The organism is Cupriavidus sp. H39 (assembly GCF_050271075.1).
Lineage (GTDB): Bacteria > Pseudomonadota > Gammaproteobacteria > Burkholderiales > Burkholderiaceae > Cupriavidus > Cupriavidus necator_B.
Window position 1 is genome coordinate 222721 of sequence record NZ_CP189848.1, and the last position, 16649, is coordinate 239369.

A 16649-nucleotide genomic window follows, 5' to 3' on the forward strand; every position below is an offset into this window, starting at 1 on the left:
TGCCGGATCAGGCATCCACGCTACAAGAAAGGCCCGAATCATGAAAACCAACCGTTACGCCCTGATCGCTGTCGCCACCGTTGCTGCCGCCCTGTCGGCCGCCCCCGCCTTCGCCAAGAGCGGCAAGTTCGACGTCTACACCGACGGCGCCAAGGTGGCCAGCTTCGACGTCTATGCCGACGGCGCGCGTGCCGGCAAGTTTGACCCGTACACGGACGGTGCCAAGGCCGGCAAGTTCGATACCTTCACCGACGGCGCGCGCACCGGCAAGTTCGACACCTTCTCGGAAGGCGCGAAGTACGACACCACCACCGATCGCGCACCGCTCTAAGCCAAGCCAGCGCTGGCGCGGTCGGCCCGCTTGCACCTGGTCTCCACAGGTCTTTAGGAGAGCGCCCTCGCGCCTCTCCCGCTTTATTGGAGAAGAAGCCCGCACCGGTTCCGGTAGCGGGCTTCTTTGTTTCTGGCGCCGGTGCGTCGGGGCCAAACTGCAACTGATTATGCCAGACGCCGCAAAGCAAAACGGCACGCGGCCGCTGCCGGCGCAAAGAAAAACGGGCCATGACGGCCCGTTTTGCTGACCCCGCTGCGACTTAATCGTCGTAGTGGTGGTGGTGCTTGTGCTTCTTGCGCTTGTAATTGCTCTTGTAGTAGCGGCGGTCGTCGTCGTACGAATTGCTGCGCGAGACGTTGCCACCCAGCGCCGCGCCGGCGCCGCCGCCGAGGCCGGCGCCGATCAGGCCACCGGTGCGCCCGCCCATGGCGTTGCCCGCCGCGGTGCCGGCCCCGCCGCCGAGCGCGCCGCCGATGATGGCGCCAGTGCGCTCGCGGCGGTTGGAGGTGACCGCGCCACCGGCGCCGCCGCCCACCGCCCCGCCGATCACAGCGCCGGTGCTGCCGCCCAGCGCGCCGCCGACTGCGGCACCGGCGACGCCGCCGAGGGCGCCACCGAGGGCATTGTTCATGTCGCCCGCGACGGCCGGCAGCGCGCAGGCCGCCAGGGCAAGGGCAACGGTCAGGTTGCGAACGGGATGGCGAGTCATATCTTTTTTCCTCTAATTGCCATGATGTGTCGCAAGTGTAGATAAGGAGCCGCGCCGTTGCTGTAACCACCTGTAAAGCCCTGTAACCCCCTCGAGAAACGGTATCCGGCGATTACAAAGGCGCGGTAAAAATACAACACTTAATAGAAAGACAGGCGATCATGTGATCGCCTGTCTGCATTGTTTGCCGGAGGATAGGTCCGGCGTCGATGGCTACCGTGCCTCTAGCAACACTTTCCCTGGCCGCCGCCGTAGCGGGCTTCCTGGCGCTCGCGGAAAAACTCCTCGTAGCTCATCGGCGCACGGTCGGGATGCGTGCTTTCCATATGCGCCACATAGGTCTGGTAGTCAGGCAGCCCGACCATCAGCCGCAGCGACTGCCCCAGGTACCGGCCCATGGTGCCAAGTTGTTCCAGCATGGCGGGCTCCTTGTCGATGTATGGATCAGGACTGGGCCGAAGCGGCGCCCGGCAGGGGCTCGAACGGCGTTTCCTTGTCGGTCGGGCGGTTCACGGCGCGTGCCTGCATCGCGGTCTTGAAGCCGTAGAACACGATGGACAGCACCACCACCATGAACAGCGCGCACAGGCCGGCATCCAGGTAGTCGTTGAAGACGATGCGGTGCATCTGCTCCATCGACTTGGCCGGGGCCAGCACCTTGCCCTCGGCGATGGCGGCGCTGAACTTGGCGGCGTGGGTCAGGAAGCTGACCTTCGCGTCGGCATGGAACAGCTTCTGCCAGCCGGCGGTCAGCGTGCAGATCAGCAGCCAGACCGTGGGTACCAGCGTGACCCAGGCGTACTGGCCGCGCTTCATCTTCACCAACACGCAGGTGCCCAGCACCAGCGCCACCGCGGCCAGCATCTGGTTGGAGATGCCAAACAGCGGCCACAGCGTGTTGATGCCGCCGAGCGGATCGACCACGCCCTGGTACAGGAAGTAGCCCCACGCCGCCACGGTCAGCGCGGTGGCGATCAGGTTGGCCGGCAGCGAGTCGGTGCGCTTGAGCGACGGCACGAAGCTGCCCAGCAGGTCCTGCAGCATGAAGCGGCCGGCGCGGGTGCCCGCGTCGACGGCGGTCAGGATGAAGAGTGCCTCGAACAGGATGGCGAAGTGGTACCAGAACGCCATCATGGCCTGGCCGCCGACCACCTGGTGCAGGATGTGGGCGATGCCCACGGCCAGCGTCGGCGCACCGCCGGCGCGCGAGATGATGGTGTTCTCGCCAACGTCCTTGGCGGTCTGGATCAGCACGTCAGGCGTGATGACGAAGCCCCAGGTCGACACCGCCTGCGCCACGGCCTCCGGCGAGGTGCCGATCACGGCCGCCGGGCTGTTCATGGCGAAGTACACGCCGGGTTCGATCACCGCCGCGGCGACCAGCGCCATGATGGCGACGAAGGACTCGGCCAGCATCGCGCCGTAGCCGATGAAGCGTGCGTGGGTCTCGTTCTCCAGCAGCTTGGGCGTGGTGCCCGACGAGATCAGCGCGTGGAAGCCCGACACCGCGCCGCAGGCGATGGTGATGAACAGGAACGGGAACAGGTTGCCCGACCACACCGGCCCGCCGCCCGCCGCGAACTGGGTGAAGGCCGGCATCTTCAGCTCCGGCGCGACGATCAGGATGCCGATGGCCAGCGCGATGATGGTGCCGATCTTCAGGAAGGTCGACAGGTAGTCGCGCGGGGCCAGCAGCAGCCACACCGGCAGCACGGCGGCGATAAAGCCGTAGATGATCAGCATCCAGGTCAGCGCCTTGCCGTCGTAGGTGAACAGCGGCGCCAGCACGGCGCTTTCATGCACGTACTGGCCGCCGAGGATGGCCAGCATCAGCAGCACGAAGCCGATCACCGACACCTCGCCGATGCGGCCCGGGCGGATGTAGCGGGTGTAGACGCCCATGAACAGCGCGATCGGGATCGTCACCGCCACGGTAAAGGTGCCCCACGGCGAGTCCGCCAGCGCCTTCACCACGATCAGCGCCAGCACCGCCAGGATGATGATCATGATCATGAAGCAGCCGAACAGCGCGATCATGCCCGGCACCGTGCCCATCTCGGACTTGACCAGGTCGCCCAGCGAGCGGCCGTCGCGGCGCGTGGAGATGAACAGGATCATGAAGTCCTGCACCGCGCCGGCGAACACCACGCCGGCCAGCAGCCACAGCATGCCGGGCATATAGCCCATCTGCGCGGCGAGCACCGGGCCGACCAGCGGGCCGGCCCCGGCGATCGCGGCGAAATGATGGCCGAACAGCACCGCCTTGTTGGTCGGCACGTAGTCCAGGCCGTCGTTGTGGCGCCAGGCCGGGGTCATGCGTTTCGGGTCGAGCTGCATCACCTTGTCGGCGATAAAGCGGCTGTAGTACCGATAGGCGATCAGGTAGATGCAGAGCGCGGCAACCACGATCCACAGCGCGCTGACGGCTTCGCCGCGCGCCAGCGCGACAGTGCCGAAGGCAAACGCGCCAAGGATGGCGACGGCCAGCCACACCAGGTGTTCTCCGATGCGATTCATAGTGAAGGTCTCCTCAGACCGGAATTTGTAAAGCCTGCGGCGGCGAAGGACTGGCAACTGGCAACGGGCGGGTCGGCGGCGGGCGCGCCGGGGCGGGCAGCGTGGGCAATCCGGCGGTGAGGGGTCTCCTGGGCTGCTGGAATTGAGGCTGCTGCGCGCCCGGTTCGTGTCGTTTCCGGATCTCGTCTGGCAGGCAGGCGATGCACCAACCGGGTAGGCCGTGCACCAGCTGCGTGGACCCGCGCCGCATGTTGGGGCAGCTCGCGCGTCCGGCGTGTAGTATTGACAGCCGCCAAACCCCGCACAAGCGCGTAACTACGCAGCACTTCTGCGTAGTACTACGCAAGTCGACGGTGGCATGCCGCCTGCGCGGCATCGGTGTTTACCCCCGATCCCCCGGTCTTGTATGAAACTCCGCCAGAAGATCCTCTTGCTCGCCGTGGCGCCGCTTGCGGTGGCGATGCTCGGCATCGCGCTTGCCGTGCGCTTCCAGGCCACCCAGCTCGCGCAGCACGAGCGCGCGCTGGTCGAAGCCGCCTACCTGCAGAGCAAGGAGACCGAGCTGCGCCATTACGTGGAGCTGGCGCAGAGTGCGATCGCGCCGCTGGTGCGCTCCGGGCGCAGCGACGCCGCCACGCGCGAAGCGGCGATGGAAGCGCTGGCGCGGCTGGACTACGGCCCCGACGGCTACTTTTTCCTGTACGACCTGCAGGGCCGCAACCTGATGCATCCGCGCCAGCCCGAGCTGGTCGGGCAGGATTTGTGGTCGCTGCGCGACCCGCAGGGCGCGCCCACTATCCAGCAACTGATCGCCGCGGCCAAGGGCGGCGGCGGCGCGGTGCGCTACCAGTGGCGCAAGCCCTCGTCGCAGCAGCTGGCGCCCAAGCTGGGCTATGTGGTGGCGGTGCCGGAATGGGGCTGGATGTTCGGCACCGGCATCTACCTGGATGATGTCGAAAGCACGCTGCGCCAGCTCGACGCCCGCGCCGAGACCGATATCCGCGAGACCATGGCATGGATCGGCGTGATCGCCGGCATCAGCATCCTGCTGGTGGCGGCCAGCGGCCTGGCGCTCAATATCAGCGAGCACCGCGAGGCCGACGCCAAGCTGCGCCAGCTCGCGCAGCGCGTGGTGCAGTCGCAGGAAGACGAGCGCGCGCGGCTGTCGCGCGAGCTGCACGACGGCATCAGCCAGTTGCTGGTGTCGGTCAAGCTGGTGCTGGAGACCGCCGCCAACCGGCTGCGGCTGGCCCCGGCCGAAGGTGCGGCGGTGGCGCCGGTGCTTGGCATGGCGCTGAACCGGCTCGACACCGTGTTCAACGAAGTGCGGCGCGTGGCGCGCAACCTGCGCCCGGCCCTGCTCGATGACCTCGGCCTGTTCGCCGCGCTGCAGCACCTGGCGCGCGAGATGCAGGGCGGCAGCGGACTCGAGATCGCGGTGACGCAAAGCGGCACCCCGCGCGAACTGCCCGACGAGCAGGCCACCGCGCTGTTCCGCATCGCCCAGGAAGCGCTGACCAACGTGGAGCGCCATGCCGGGGCCCGGCGCGTCGCGGTGTCGCTGGCGTTCGACGCCGATGCCACGCGCCTGGCCGTGCGCGACGACGGCCACGGCTTCGATGTCGCGCGCATGCAGGCCGACCCGCAGCGCGGCATTGGCCTGCGCAACCTGCGCGAGCGCATCGCCGCGCTGTGCGGGCAGTTCGACATCCTTTCCGGCACGGGCGGTACCCAGATCATCGCCTCGCTGCCGCTGGCCAGCGCCGCCGCCGTCGCGCGCGACGCCATTTCCGCAGGACCCTCGCAGTCATGATCCAGTTTCTTGCCCAAGATATCGAAGACCACGAAGCCCTCGCCCGCGTGCTGCTGATCGACGACCACGCGCTGGTGCGCGATGGCATGCGCATGCACCTGGCGCTGCAGCCGGGGCTGCGCGTGGTGGGCGAAGCCGATGACGGCGAAGCCGCGCTGGCGTGGCTGGACCGCGCCGGCGCGGCCGACATGCCGGACCTGGTGATCACCGATATCGGCATGCGCGGCATGGGCGGGATTGCGCTGGCGGCGGCGCTGCACGACCGCTATCCGGAACTGGCGGTGCTGATCGTGTCGATGCACGACAACCTGGAATACGTGCGCCAGGCCGTGCGCGCGGGCGCGCGCGGCTATGTGCTCAAGGATGCCCCGGCCGACGAACTGATCGCGGCGATCCGCTCGGTGCTGGCCGGACGCGTGTTCTACAGCGCCCGCATCGCGCGCGGCATGGCCGAGCAAAGCCCGGCGGCCGGCCCGCTCGATGCGCTTACGCCGCGCGAGCGCGATATCCTGCGCGGCATCGGGCGCGGCCTGGCCAACAAGGAGATCGCGGCGCAGCTGGGGGTGTCGGTGCGCACCGTCGAGACCCATCGGCTCAATCTGAAGCGCAAGCTGGGGATTGAAGGGCGGGCGGGGCTGGTGAAGTATGCGGTGGAGACGCTGGGGGATAGCGAGGCCGGGTGATGGCCGCACCATGCAAACGAAAAGAGCGGTTTCCTGTGCGCCAAAACCGCCCGAACTTGCCAAGGCAAGGTGTTCTCCCTCTCCCCTCATGGGGAGAGGGCCGGGGTGAGGGGTGGTCTAGCAAGGAACCCCATCAAGCGGAGCCAGCGGTTTAAACCCACAGGCTTCAGCCTTTGATCCTCCTGCCCTCACCCCCTGCCCCTCTCCCGCAGGCGGGAGAGGGGAGCAAACCAGCGCGATGCCGGTTGCTTGATCAGGCGCGGATGCCGGGGATCACCCCTCCAGCCGCTTGCCCAGCGCCGCGCGCGTTTCAACCAGCGCCTGCGGCAGGTGCTGCCGCAGCTTGCTGAACAGCTCGTCGTGCAGCGCCAGCTCCTGCTGCCACGCGTCGCGATCGATCGAGGTGACCTGCTCGAACTGCGCCGGCGAGAACTCGACGCCGTTCCAGTTCAGGTCCTGGTATCGCGGCGAGGTGCCGAACACGTGCTCGGCGCCCTGGCCCTTGCCTTGCACGCGGTCGATCATCCACGACAGCACGCGCATGTTCTCGCCAAAGCCCGGCCACACGAAATTGCCGTCGGCGTCCTTGCGGAACCAGTTGACGCAGTAGATCTTCGGCAGCGTGGCGCCCGCGGCCTCGAGCTTCTTGCCAAGTTCGAGCCAGTGGCCGAAGTAGTCGCTCATGTTGTAGCCGCAGAACGGCAGCATGGCGAACGGGTCGCGGCGCACCACGCCTTGCTGGCCGGCGGCCGCGGCAGTGGTTTCCGAGCCCATGGTGGCGGCCATGTAGACGCCTTCGGTCCAGTTGCGCGCCTCGGTCACCAGCGGCACGGTGGTCGAGCGGCGGCCGCCGAAGATGAACGCATCAATGGGTACGCCGGCCGGGTTGTCCCAGTTGTCGTCGATCGACGGGCATTGCGACGCGGGGGCGGTGAAGCGCGCGTTGGGGTGCGCGGCCTTGGCGCCGGTGGCCTTGGCGATCTCCGGGGTCCAGTCCTTGCCCTGCCAGTCGACCAGGTGCGCGGGCGCCTCCTTGGTCATGCCTTCCCACCAGACGTCGCCGTCGTCGGTCAGCGCGACGTTGGTGAAGATGACGTTTTCCTTCAGCGTCGCCATCGCGTTGTAGTTGGTCTTCTCGCTGGTGCCCGGCGCCACGCCGAAGTAGCCGGCTTCCGGGTTGATCGCGTACAGGCGGCCGTCCTGGCCCGGCTTGATCCAGGCGATGTCGTCGCCGATGGTGGTGACCTTCCAGCCCTCGAAGCCCTTGGGCGGGATCAGCATGGCGAAGTTGGTCTTGCCGCAGGCCGACGGGAAGGCGGCGGCGACATGGTATTTCTTGCCCTCGGGCGAGGTCACGCCCAGGATCAGCATGTGTTCGGCGAGCCAGCCTTCGTCGCGGCCCATGGTCGACGCAATACGCAGCGCAAAGCACTTCTTGCCCAGCAAGGCGTTGCCGCCGTAGCCCGAGCCGAACGACCAGATCTCGCGCGTTTCCGGGAAATGCACGATGTACTTGGTGGGATTGCACGGCCACGCCACGTCTTTCTCGCCGGCGGCGAGCGGCTTGCCGACCGTGTGCACGCACGGCACGAAGGCGCCGTCGCTGCCCAGCACCTCATACACGGCCTTGCCCATGCGGGTCATGATGCGCATGTTGACCGCCACATACGGCGAATCCGACAGCTCCACGCCGATATGGGCGATCGGCGAACCCAGCGGCCCCATCGAGAACGGCACCACGTACAGGGTACGGCCGCGCATGCAGCCGTCGAACAGGCCGGCCAGGGTCTGGCGCATCTCGGCCGGCGGGGTCCAGTTGTTGGTCGGGCCGGCATCTTCCTGCTTCTCGGAGCAGATGAAGGTACGGTCTTCGACCCGCGCCACATCCGACGGGTCCGACAGGGCCAGGAAGGAGTTCTTGCGCTTGGCCGGGTTCAGCCGCTGCATGGTGCCGGCGGCGACCATCTGCTCGCACAGCCGGTCATATTCTTCCTGCGAGCCGTCGCACCAGTAGATGTTGTCGGGCTTGGTCAGCGCGGCGACTTCCGCGACCCAGGCAATCAGCTTGGGGTGCTTGACCCAGGCCGGCGCATTGACCGCTGCCGTACCTTGCATCGTGGGGTGGTTCATACTGCAAACTCCAGGTTTGTAAAGGGAAGGAAGGGAAGGAATCCTTGCAAAGCCTGGCCGGCGGGCCGGGTACCCTCCGTATTCCGCCGGTATGCCGACATGCGTGCTTGGGGCTGGGAATCGCACTGCCGCGGCGTCACTTTTGCGGCCGCATCCAGGGCGTCACATCCCGTTACAACTGGCGGCGGCCCGGTTTGTACAAAAGGTCGCGGCGGTCGCGCCGGCTGCGCTACAGTGGCGCTTCGCCCGCGCAAGGTGGCCTGCACATGCCGGCCGGGCTTTGTCCGGAGGCAGCCGCGTGACGGGAGCAAGGCTCGACCGACAATCCGCGGCGGCACCGGAGCGGGCAAGGATACCACTGGCGCACCCCCCTGTTTTTTGCTGCGCAACAATCGCCGGCGCGGGCCGGCGCGCGTGTTGCACCGGTCGTAGCGTGGGTTGCGGCACGCCGGTGCGGGGTTCGCAACGTTTCACAACAATACTGTTGGCTGGCGCGCGGCTCAGTGGGCGCGCGCACCAACTGGCACAAGGTCCAGAAGACAACCAGGGTTGCCGATGAAGATTGCCGTACTCGACGATTACCAGGATGCGGTGCGCAAGCTGCCGTGCTTCAGCCTGCTGGAAGGGCACGACGTCAAGGTGTTCAACAACACCGTCAAGGGCGTAGGCCAGCTGGCCGCGCGCCTTTCAGACGTGGAAGCCGTGGTGCTGATCCGCGAACGCACCCGCATCACCCGCCAACTGCTGGAAAAACTGCCCAAGCTCAAGCTGATCAGCCAGACCGGCCGGGTTGGCGCCGGGCCGGGCAGCCATATCGACCTGGAGGCGGCGACCGACCGCGGCGTGGCAGTGCTGGAAGGCGTCGGCTCGCCGGTGGCGCCGGCCGAGCTCACCTGGGCGCTGATCATGGCCGCCCAGCGCCGCATTCCGCAGTACGTGGCCAGCCTGAAGCATGGCGCGTGGCAGCAGTCGGGGCTGAAATCGACCACGATGCCGCCCAATTTCGGCCTGGGCCAGGTGCTGCGCGGCCAGACCCTGGGGATATGGGGCTACGGCAAGATCGGCCGGCTGCTGGCCGGCTATGGCTGGGCCTTCGGCATGAAGGTGCTGGTATGGGGCCGCGAGGCATCGCTGGAGGGCGCGCGCGCCGATGGCCTGGACGTGGCGGACTCGAAGGAACAGCTGTTTGCGGACAGCGATGTGCTGTCGCTGCACCTGCGCCTGAACGACGACACCCGCGGCATCGTCAAGCAGGCCGACCTGACCGCGATGAAACCGACCGCGCTGTTCGTCAATACCAGCCGCGCCGAACTGCTGGAAGAAAACGCCCTGGTCGCCGCGCTGAACCGGGGCCGCCCGGGCATGGCGGCGGTCGATGTGTTCGAGTCCGAGCCGATCCTGCAGGGCCACGCGCTGCTGCGCATGGAAAACTGCATCTGCACGCCGCACCTGGGCTATGTGGAGCGCGACAGCTACGAGCTGTACTTCCGCACGGCGTTCCAGAACATCCTGGACGTGCTGGACGGCAAGCATGACTGCATCGTCAACCCGAAGGCGCTGGCGCCGGTGCTGACGCGCTGAAGCGCTTCCGCTACCGCGGGTTTTCTCCCCTCTCTCCCCCCGCGGGAGAGGGGAACCCCATTCACGCGGCGTTACCTGCGGCTGGCGCCGATCCCCCAGCGAACGCGAATTCCCCGAAGCCGCTACACTCGGGACTTCCCTAACCGCCGGCCGCAATGGCCGCGGCAGTCGCGAACAAGACAAGGCGCCCCCGCGCCCTCCCCACCTCCCAAGGCCGGCATGGATCCCAGGCTCGTGACGCTCTGCGTCGGCAATTTCGTCATCGGCACCGGCGCGATGATCGTTACCGGCATGTTGAACGACATTGCCGGCGATTTCGGGCTGGGCGCGGCCAGTGCCGGGCAGCTGATCTCGGTGTTCGCGCTGGCCACCTGCATCGGGGCGCCGCTGTTCGCCACGCTCGGCTCGCGCATCGACCGCCGGCTGCTGCTGGCCGGTTCGCTGCTGGTCTACGGGGTGATGCACCTGGCCGCGGCGTTCGCGCCCGGGTTTGCGGCGCTGATGGCGATCCGCTTCCTGACCGCGATCGGCGCGGCCATCTATACGCCGCAGACCGCGGCCACGTTGCCGCTGCTGGTCAATGCGCAGACCCGCGGGCGGGCCATCAGCTTTGTGTTCCTGGGCTGGAGCATCGCCAGCGTGGTGGGCGTGCCGCTGGGGACGTGGATTTCCAGCACGCTGGGCTGGCGTGTCAGCATGGCGCTGGTCGGCGTGATGGCGCTGCTGGTGTCGGCGGCGGTCTGGCGTGCGCTGCCGCGCGGGCTGATGGTGCCGCCGGCCGGGCGTGAGGCCTGGGGCGCGGTGCTGCGCCACAAGCCGGTGATGCTGGTGGTGCTGACCACCATGATCTCGTCGGCGGGCATGTTTACCCTGTTTACCTATATCGCCCCGCTGATGCGCGACGTCTACGGCATCAGCGGCGGCGCGCTCAGCCTGATGTTCCTGGCCTATGGGGCCTGCGGCGTGTTCGGCAACGCCATGGCGGCGTCGCGCATGGACCGGGTCACGCCCAGCCGGATCGTGCAGGTGACCCTGCTGACGTCGATCACGGCGATGGTGCTGTGGCCGCTGGCCGGACTGGGCAGCGTGGCGCTGGTGGCGCTGTTCATGCTGTGGGGCGTGGGCGGCTTTGCCACCAACAGCGCGCAGCAGGCGCGGCTGGTGCTGCTGGCGCCGGAGCGGGCGTCGGTGTCGATCTCGCTGAATTCCTCGTCGATCTACCTGGGCCAGGCCGCCGGCGCCATGGCGGGCGCGGCCATCTATACCCTAGCCGGGCCTGACACGCTGCACTGGGGCGCGGCGGTGCTGATGCTGGCGGCGCTGGCGGTGTCGCAGCGGGCGCGCCTGCTGGGTTGCCGCTGGCAGCCGCCGCAAGCGGCCCAGCAGGTATGATGCCGCGCTGAAACGCCCGCCGTCCCCTGTTCCCGGCTGCTTGTGAGGCACCGCACCAAGCACTTGTCCACAGCCTTATCCGCCCCGTTATCCTCAGGGATATCCGCAGCTTATCCACATCCCTTTCCACCATCACGAAGCGGGGGCGCACGTGAGCGATTCCAGACCTTGGCCCGGCCTTGCGCGTGTGCTGGCGGTCAGCCTGGGCAAGGCCATCCCGCTGGTTGTGGCAGGGGCGGGCACCGAGGCGGTGGTGCTGTCGGGCATCCGCAAGCATCCGGTCAGCACGCTGCTGCACCCGCTGCGGGTCCAGGTGCAGCCGTTGGGCCTGGCGGGCGACGAGCAGGGCGACCTGACCGTGCATGGTGGCCTGGACAAGGCGGTCTACGCTTATCCGTCGGAGCACTACGCCTGGTGGAACGCCCGCCGCCGCGCCTGCGCCCAGCCCGAGTCCGGGCCGCCGCTGCCCTACGGCGCGATCGGCGAAAACCTGACGCTGGAGGGCCTGCTCGAATCCGCGCTATGGATCGGCGACCTGGTGCGGGTCGGCACCGCGCTGCTGCGCGTGGAGGCGCCGCGCCAGCCCTGCTACAAGTTCAACGCCGCGCTGGGCTACCGCCATGCGGTGCGCGACATGGTTCAGAGCGGCTACTCCGGGGTCTATCTCAGCGTGGTGCTCAAGGGCGAAGTGCGCGCCGGCGACGCCGTGATTGTGCAGGCCGGACCACGGGAATTGTCGGTCGACAGCGTAAATCAGTGGCGCCGCGATGGCCGGCGGCAGCTTTTCTGATAATGTTTGTCTAACCATACAAGCGCCCCGCTACACATCTCTCCGGCCTCCCCTGTGGCCCGGACGGCGTTTGCCGGCGCCGGGCATTACCAGACCCTTGCACCTCTGTAACGGACTGTAATACGCGGCGCTGGCTCCGGCGGGCGAAGCGCGGTACTAGTAGAGTCTTTGCGCGACACGCACCGGCAACATCTGGACACAACAGGCCGGGCGGTACACGGGGAGTGGCGCTGAAGACGCGGGGCAGAGGGTCCACACAACATGAAATCAGACAGGATCGACCAGCCCAAGGGCTTTGTCGACAGCAACTGGAGGGCGGCCGCCGGGACCGGGCGCGGCCGCGTATCGCCGTGGGTGGTGGTGGCCGTGGTGCTGGTCATGGCCGGCCTGGGCTGGCTGGCCTGGCGCACGTGGTTCGCGCCCAAGCCGGCGCCCAAGCCGCCGGCGGCGGCGGTGGTGTCCACCGTGCCGGTGCAGCAAGGCGACGTGCCGCTGCAGGTCTCGGCCAATGGCAATGTCACGGCGCTGTCCACGGTGGAGGTGCGGCCGCAGGTGTCCAGCACCGTGCGCACCGTCCATATCAAGGAAGGCCAGACCGTCAAGCCCGGCGACCTGCTGTTCTCGCTCGATACCCGCATGGACGAGGCCAACCTGGCCAAGGCGCAGGCCCAGCTGCTGCGCGACCAGGCCGACCTGGCCGATGCCCGCCGCACGCTGGCGCGCAGCCAGGAGCTGGTGCAGCGCAACTTCATCTCGAAGAGCGCGGTCGATACCGCGCAGGCCAAGGTCGACGGCTTTGCCGCCACCGTGCGCGCTGACCAGGCCGCGATCGAAGCCAGCCGCGTGGCGGTCAGCTACGGCGCCATCCGCGCCACCATCAGCGGCCGCACCGGCGTGATCAACGCCTTCCCGGGCTCGCTGGTGCTGCCCAACAGCGCGCAGCCGATGGTCATCATCGCCCAGGTGCAGCCGATTGCCGTCACCTTCAGCCTGCCCGAGCGCCAGCTGGGCGCGCTGCGCGAGGCGCTGCGCGCGGGCCCGGTGCAGGTCACCGCGCAGCCCAATGATGGCAGCAAGGCGCCGGTGACCGGCCGGATCACCTTTGTGGATAACACGGTCGATCCGCAGTACGGCACCATCCGCGTCAAGGCGCAGTTCGACAACGAGGAACAGCGGCTGTGGCCAGGTACCTACGCCACCGTCAGCGCCGTGGTGCAGACGCTGAAGGGCGCGCTGTCGGTGCCGCCGCAGGCGGTAGTGACCGGGCCCGAGGGCCGTTTCGTCTACGTGGTGCAGCCCGACAGCAAGGTGGCGCGCGTGCCGGTGCGGGTGGTGACCACCACCGCCGCCGCCGCGGTGGTCGAGGGCGTGCAGCCCGGCGCCCGCGTGGTGGTGGAAGGCACGCAGAACCTGCGCCCCGGCGCGCTGGTGCGCGAGGCGCCGGCCCGCGCGGCTTCTGCCGCGGACGCTGCCCGCCCTGCCACCGCGGGGCACTGAGCCATGACGCTCTCGGAACTCTGTATCCGCCGTCCGGTGATGACGGTGCTGCTGTGCCTGGCCGTGGTGGTCACCGGCATCGTGCTGTACCCGACCATTCCGATTGCCGCGCTGCCCAGCTTCAACTCGCCGGTGATCCAGGTCACCGCGACCCTGCCCGGGGCCAGCCCCGAGACCATGGCCGCGTCGGTGGCCACGCAGCTGGAAAAGCAGTTCGCGACGATCCCGGGCGTGTCGGTGATCAGTTCGTCGAACACGCTCGGCAACTCCAGCGTCACCATCGAATTCAACAACGACCGCAATATCGACGACGCGGCGGTCGACGTGCAGGCGGCGCTGTTCCGCGCGCAGCGCTCGCTGCCGATCGAGATGACGGTGCCGCCGTCATACCGCAAGGTCAACCCGGCCGACGCGCCGGTGCTGCTGCTGGCGATCAACTCGCCGGCAATGAGCCTGGCCGACCTGAACGCCTTCGGCGACAACCTGATCTCGCCCACGCTGGCCACCTTGCCGGGCGTGGCGCAGGTGCAGATCTTCGGGCAGAAGCGCTTTGCCGTGCGCGTGCGCGCGCACCCGGACGCGCTCGCCGCGCGCGGGCTGACGCTGGACGAACTGGCCACCGCGCTGAACCGCGCCAACGCCAACACGCCGGTGGGCACGCTCGACAGCGCGCGCCAGACCCTGACCATCCAGGCCAACCGGCAGCTGACCAGCGCCGACGCCTTCCGCAATATCATCGTCGCCAGCCAGCCCAACGGCGCGCTGGTGCGGCTGGCGGACGTGGCCGAAGTCGAGGACAGCGTCGAGACCATCAAGACCGGCAGCTGGCTCAACAATGAACGCTCGATCGTGCTGGCCGTGCTGCGCCAGCCCGACGCCAACACCGTCGCCGTGGTCGACGCGATCCATGCCGCCCTGCCCCGCCTGATCCAGCAGATGCCTGGCTCGATCAACGTGTCGGTGGTCAACGACCGCTCGCGCTCGATCCGCGAATCGATCCACGACGTGCAGTTCACGCTGGCGCTGACGGTGGCGCTGGTGGTGCTGGTGATCTTCCTGTTCCTGCGCCGCGCCGCGGCGACGCTGATCCCGACGGTGTCGCTGCCGATCTCGCTGATCGGCACGGTGGCGCTGATGAAGGCCTTCGGCTACAGCCTGGACAACGTCTCGCTGCTGGCGATCACGCTGGCGGTGGGCCTGGTGGTGGACGACGCCATCGTCATGCTCGAGAACATCGTGCGCCATATCGAGGAAGGCGTGCCGCCGCTGAAGGCCGCGCTGGTCGGCTCGCGCGAGATGGGCTTCACCATCCTGTCGATCTCGATTTCGCTGGTGGCGGTGTTCATCCCGATCTTCTTCATGCCGGGCGTGATCGGGCTGCTGTTCCATGAGTTCGCGGCGGTGGTGTCGCTGTCGATCCTGGTGTCGGCGCTGGTGTCGCTGACGCTGATCCCGATGCTGTGCGCGCGTTTCCTGTCGGCCGAGAACGTGCCGGTCGACGAATCGCACCATGCCTATGGCGACCACGCGGCGGCGCCGCCCGCCGTGGCGCAACCGCAGACCTTCGGCATGCGCTCGACGCAGTGGTTCGAGAACCTGTTCGAATTCACGCTGCACCGCTATGCGCGCGGCCTGGACTGGTGCCTGGCGCACCGCCGCACGGTGCTGGTGGCGGCGGGCCTGACCTTCGTGCTGACCGCGGTGCTGTTCGTGGCCATCCCCAAGGGCTTCTTCCCGGAAGAAGACATCGGCCAGATCCGCGTCAACGCCGAAGGCCCGCAGGATATTTCCTTCGACGCCATGTCAGAGCGCCTGCGCGACGCGGCCGAGCGCATGCGCGCCAACCCGGCGGTCAAGAGCATCGTGGTGGCCATCGGCGGCGGCCCGTCGCCGGCCATCAATACCGGACGCATGTTCGTGGAACTGAAGCCGCGCGGCGAGCGCGAGGCCATGCCGAGGGTGATCGAGTCATTGCGGCGCGACGTGGCCGGCGTGCCGGGGCTGGCGGTGTACTTCGCGCCGGTGCAGAACCTGCAGCTGGGCGGGCGCCAGAGCAAGAGCCGCTACCAGTACACGCTGCAGAGCGTGAAGGCCGGGCAGTTGCAGGATTACTCGGACAAGCTGATGGCCCGCATGCGCGCCGACAGCGTGTTCCGCGACGTCACCAGCGACTCGCAGCAATCCGGCCTCGAGGCGCACCTGACCATCGACCGCGACAAGGCCAATGCGCTGGGCGTGCAGATGCAAGACGTGCGCACCGCGCTGTATTCGGCCTTCGGCGAGCGCCAGGTGTCGACCATCTACACGCCGATCGACAACTACTACGTGATCCTGCAAGCGGCCGATGCCGACCGCACCGACGAAAGCGCGTTCTCCAAGCTCTATGTGCGCAGCAAGACCGGGCAGATGGTGCCGGTCTCGGCCTTTGCCACTACCGAGCGCCGCGTCGGGCCGATCGCGGTCAACCACCAGGGGCAGCTGCCCTCGGTGACGGTGTCGTTCAACCTGGCGCCGGGCGCGGCGCTGGGCGACGCGTCGGCGCGCATCGATCGCTACAAGCAGGAAATCGCGATGCCGACCTCGATCTTCACCAGCTGGGGCGGCGACGCGGCGGTGTTCCAGTCGTCGCAGGCCACGCAGATCGTGCTGCTGGTGGCGGCCATCGCGGTGATCTACACGCTGCTGGGGGTACTGTATGAAAGCTACATCCACCCGCTCACCATCCTGGCGGGTTTGCCGTCGGCGGCGCTGGGGGCGTTGCTGACGCTGTTTATCTTCAACGTCGAGCTGTCGCTGATCGCGGTGATCGGCGTGCTGATGCTGATCGGCATCGTCAAGAAGAACGCCATCATGATGATCGACTTCGCGCTGGCGGCGCAGCGCGAACAAGGGATGACGCCCGCCAGGGCGATCCGTCAGGCGTGCCTGCTGCGCTTCCGGCCAATCATGATGACCACCTTCGCCGCGGTGATGGGGGCGCTGCCCCTGGCACTGGGCCTGGGCGCCGGCGCCGAGCTGCGCCAGCCGCTGGGCCTGGCGGTGGTCGGCGGCCTGCTGTTCTCGCAGGTGATCACGCTGTTCATCACGCCGGTGATCTACCTGGCGCTGGACCGGTTCTCGGGCACGGGACCGCTGCAGATCGACGCGGAAGGCAACAAGCTGCCGCAGCAAGTGCCCGGGGAGACGGTGCGGCAGCACTGAGG

At 68.0% G+C, this 16649-nt stretch carries 12 protein-coding genes; 8 read left to right on the forward strand and 4 right to left on the reverse strand.

Annotated features, from left to right (window positions below; all coding sequences use genetic code 11):
- Nucleotides 1–40 precede the first annotated feature (40 nt).
- On the forward strand, nucleotides 41–331 hold the full coding sequence (locus ACOCMH_RS16480) for a hypothetical protein (protein WP_427312005.1): 291 nt from the start codon (nucleotides 41–43) through the stop codon (nucleotides 329–331).
- Nucleotides 332–593: 262 nt separating this feature from the next.
- Here the strand turns inward: ACOCMH_RS16480 and ACOCMH_RS16485 are convergent, their stop codons facing one another.
- The 3 genes from ACOCMH_RS16485 to ACOCMH_RS16495 all read right to left on the reverse strand — a co-directional run bounded on the left by ACOCMH_RS16485 (nucleotide 594) and on the right by ACOCMH_RS16495 (nucleotide 3560).
- Nucleotides 594–1043 carry a hypothetical protein gene (locus ACOCMH_RS16485; RefSeq protein ID WP_427312007.1) on the reverse strand — a complete coding sequence of 150 codons (450 nt, stop codon included), beginning with the start codon at nucleotides 1041–1043 and terminating at the stop codon, nucleotides 594–596.
- A gap of 224 nt (nucleotides 1044–1267) precedes the next feature.
- Nucleotides 1268–1462, reverse strand: a complete 195-nt coding sequence (locus ACOCMH_RS16490) for a YbdD/YjiX family protein (RefSeq protein ID WP_012354346.1) — start codon at nucleotides 1460–1462, stop codon at nucleotides 1268–1270.
- A 25-nt stretch (nucleotides 1463–1487) separates the two neighbouring features.
- Entirely contained in the window at nucleotides 1488–3560 is a 2073-nt protein-coding gene (locus ACOCMH_RS16495; RefSeq protein WP_427312010.1) for a carbon starvation CstA family protein, read from the reverse strand.
- A 406-nt stretch (nucleotides 3561–3966) separates the two neighbouring features.
- Here ACOCMH_RS16495 and ACOCMH_RS16500 point away from each other — a divergent pair, with 406 nt between their 5' ends.
- On the forward strand, nucleotides 3967–5373 hold the full coding sequence (locus tag ACOCMH_RS16500; RefSeq protein WP_427312012.1) for a cache domain-containing protein: 1407 nt from the start codon (nucleotides 3967–3969) through the stop codon (nucleotides 5371–5373).
- The gene (locus ACOCMH_RS16505) at nucleotides 5370–6056 is read left to right on the forward strand and encodes a response regulator (protein ID WP_427312014.1); all 687 of its coding nucleotides are present in this window, start codon (nucleotides 5370–5372) and stop codon (nucleotides 6054–6056) included. The genes ACOCMH_RS16500 and ACOCMH_RS16505 overlap by 4 nt, the downstream gene beginning before the upstream one ends.
- Before the next feature lie 273 nt (nucleotides 6057–6329).
- On the opposite strand, the gene ACOCMH_RS16510 is transcribed toward ACOCMH_RS16505, so the two are convergent.
- Nucleotides 6330–8186, reverse strand: a complete 1857-nt coding sequence (locus ACOCMH_RS16510) for a phosphoenolpyruvate carboxykinase (GTP) (protein WP_427312016.1) — start codon at nucleotides 8184–8186, stop codon at nucleotides 6330–6332.
- A gap of 555 nt (nucleotides 8187–8741) precedes the next feature.
- On the opposite strand from ACOCMH_RS16510, the gene ACOCMH_RS16515 reads away from it, so the two are divergent.
- From ACOCMH_RS16515 to ACOCMH_RS16535, 5 genes are all read left to right on the forward strand, one after another.
- Nucleotides 8742–9767 carry a D-2-hydroxyacid dehydrogenase family protein gene (locus tag ACOCMH_RS16515; RefSeq protein ID WP_427312018.1) on the forward strand — a complete coding sequence of 342 codons (1026 nt, stop codon included), beginning with the start codon at nucleotides 8742–8744 and terminating at the stop codon, nucleotides 9765–9767.
- 219 nt (nucleotides 9768–9986) lie between these two features.
- Nucleotides 9987–11159, forward strand: coding sequence for an MFS transporter (locus ACOCMH_RS16520; protein WP_427312020.1), 1173 nt, complete (start codon nucleotides 9987–9989; stop codon nucleotides 11157–11159).
- A gap of 151 nt (nucleotides 11160–11310) precedes the next feature.
- Nucleotides 11311–11949, forward strand: a complete 639-nt coding sequence (locus tag ACOCMH_RS16525; protein WP_427312022.1) for an MOSC domain-containing protein — start codon at nucleotides 11311–11313, stop codon at nucleotides 11947–11949.
- Between the two features lie 261 nt (nucleotides 11950–12210).
- The gene (locus ACOCMH_RS16530; protein WP_427312024.1) at nucleotides 12211–13446 is read left to right on the forward strand and encodes an efflux RND transporter periplasmic adaptor subunit; all 1236 of its coding nucleotides are present in this window, start codon (nucleotides 12211–12213) and stop codon (nucleotides 13444–13446) included.
- A 3-nt stretch (nucleotides 13447–13449) separates the two neighbouring features.
- Nucleotides 13450–16647: an efflux RND transporter permease subunit gene (locus ACOCMH_RS16535; RefSeq protein ID WP_427312026.1), complete on the forward strand. Its 3198-nt coding sequence runs from the start codon at nucleotides 13450–13452 to the stop codon at nucleotides 16645–16647.
- Nucleotides 16648–16649 lie beyond the last annotated feature (2 nt).

What these genes read in the sequence shown, in the direction of transcription:
- ACOCMH_RS16480 (WP_427312005.1), top strand. Translation starts at nt 41, where the DNA reads ATGAAAACCAACCGTTACGCCCTGATCGCTGTCGCCACCGTTGCTGCC.
- ACOCMH_RS16485 (WP_427312007.1), bottom strand. Translation starts at nt 1,043, where the DNA reads ATGACTCGCCATCCCGTTCGCAACCTGACCGTTGCCCTTGCCCTGGCG.
- ACOCMH_RS16490 (WP_012354346.1), bottom strand. Translation starts at nt 1,462, where the DNA reads ATGCTGGAACAACTTGGCACCATGGGCCGGTACCTGGGGCAGTCGCTG.
- ACOCMH_RS16495 (WP_427312010.1), bottom strand. Translation starts at nt 3,560, where the DNA reads ATGAATCGCATCGGAGAACACCTGGTGTGGCTGGCCGTCGCCATCCTT.
- ACOCMH_RS16500 (WP_427312012.1), top strand. Translation starts at nt 3,967, where the DNA reads ATGAAACTCCGCCAGAAGATCCTCTTGCTCGCCGTGGCGCCGCTTGCG.
- ACOCMH_RS16505 (WP_427312014.1), top strand. Translation starts at nt 5,370, where the DNA reads ATGATCCAGTTTCTTGCCCAAGATATCGAAGACCACGAAGCCCTCGCC.
- ACOCMH_RS16510 (WP_427312016.1), bottom strand. Translation starts at nt 8,186, where the DNA reads ATGAACCACCCCACGATGCAAGGTACGGCAGCGGTCAATGCGCCGGCC.
- ACOCMH_RS16515 (WP_427312018.1), top strand. Translation starts at nt 8,742, where the DNA reads ATGAAGATTGCCGTACTCGACGATTACCAGGATGCGGTGCGCAAGCTG.
- ACOCMH_RS16520 (WP_427312020.1), top strand. Translation starts at nt 9,987, where the DNA reads ATGGATCCCAGGCTCGTGACGCTCTGCGTCGGCAATTTCGTCATCGGC.
- ACOCMH_RS16530 (WP_427312024.1), top strand. Translation starts at nt 12,211, where the DNA reads ATGAAATCAGACAGGATCGACCAGCCCAAGGGCTTTGTCGACAGCAAC.
- ACOCMH_RS16535 (WP_427312026.1), top strand. Translation starts at nt 13,450, where the DNA reads ATGACGCTCTCGGAACTCTGTATCCGCCGTCCGGTGATGACGGTGCTG.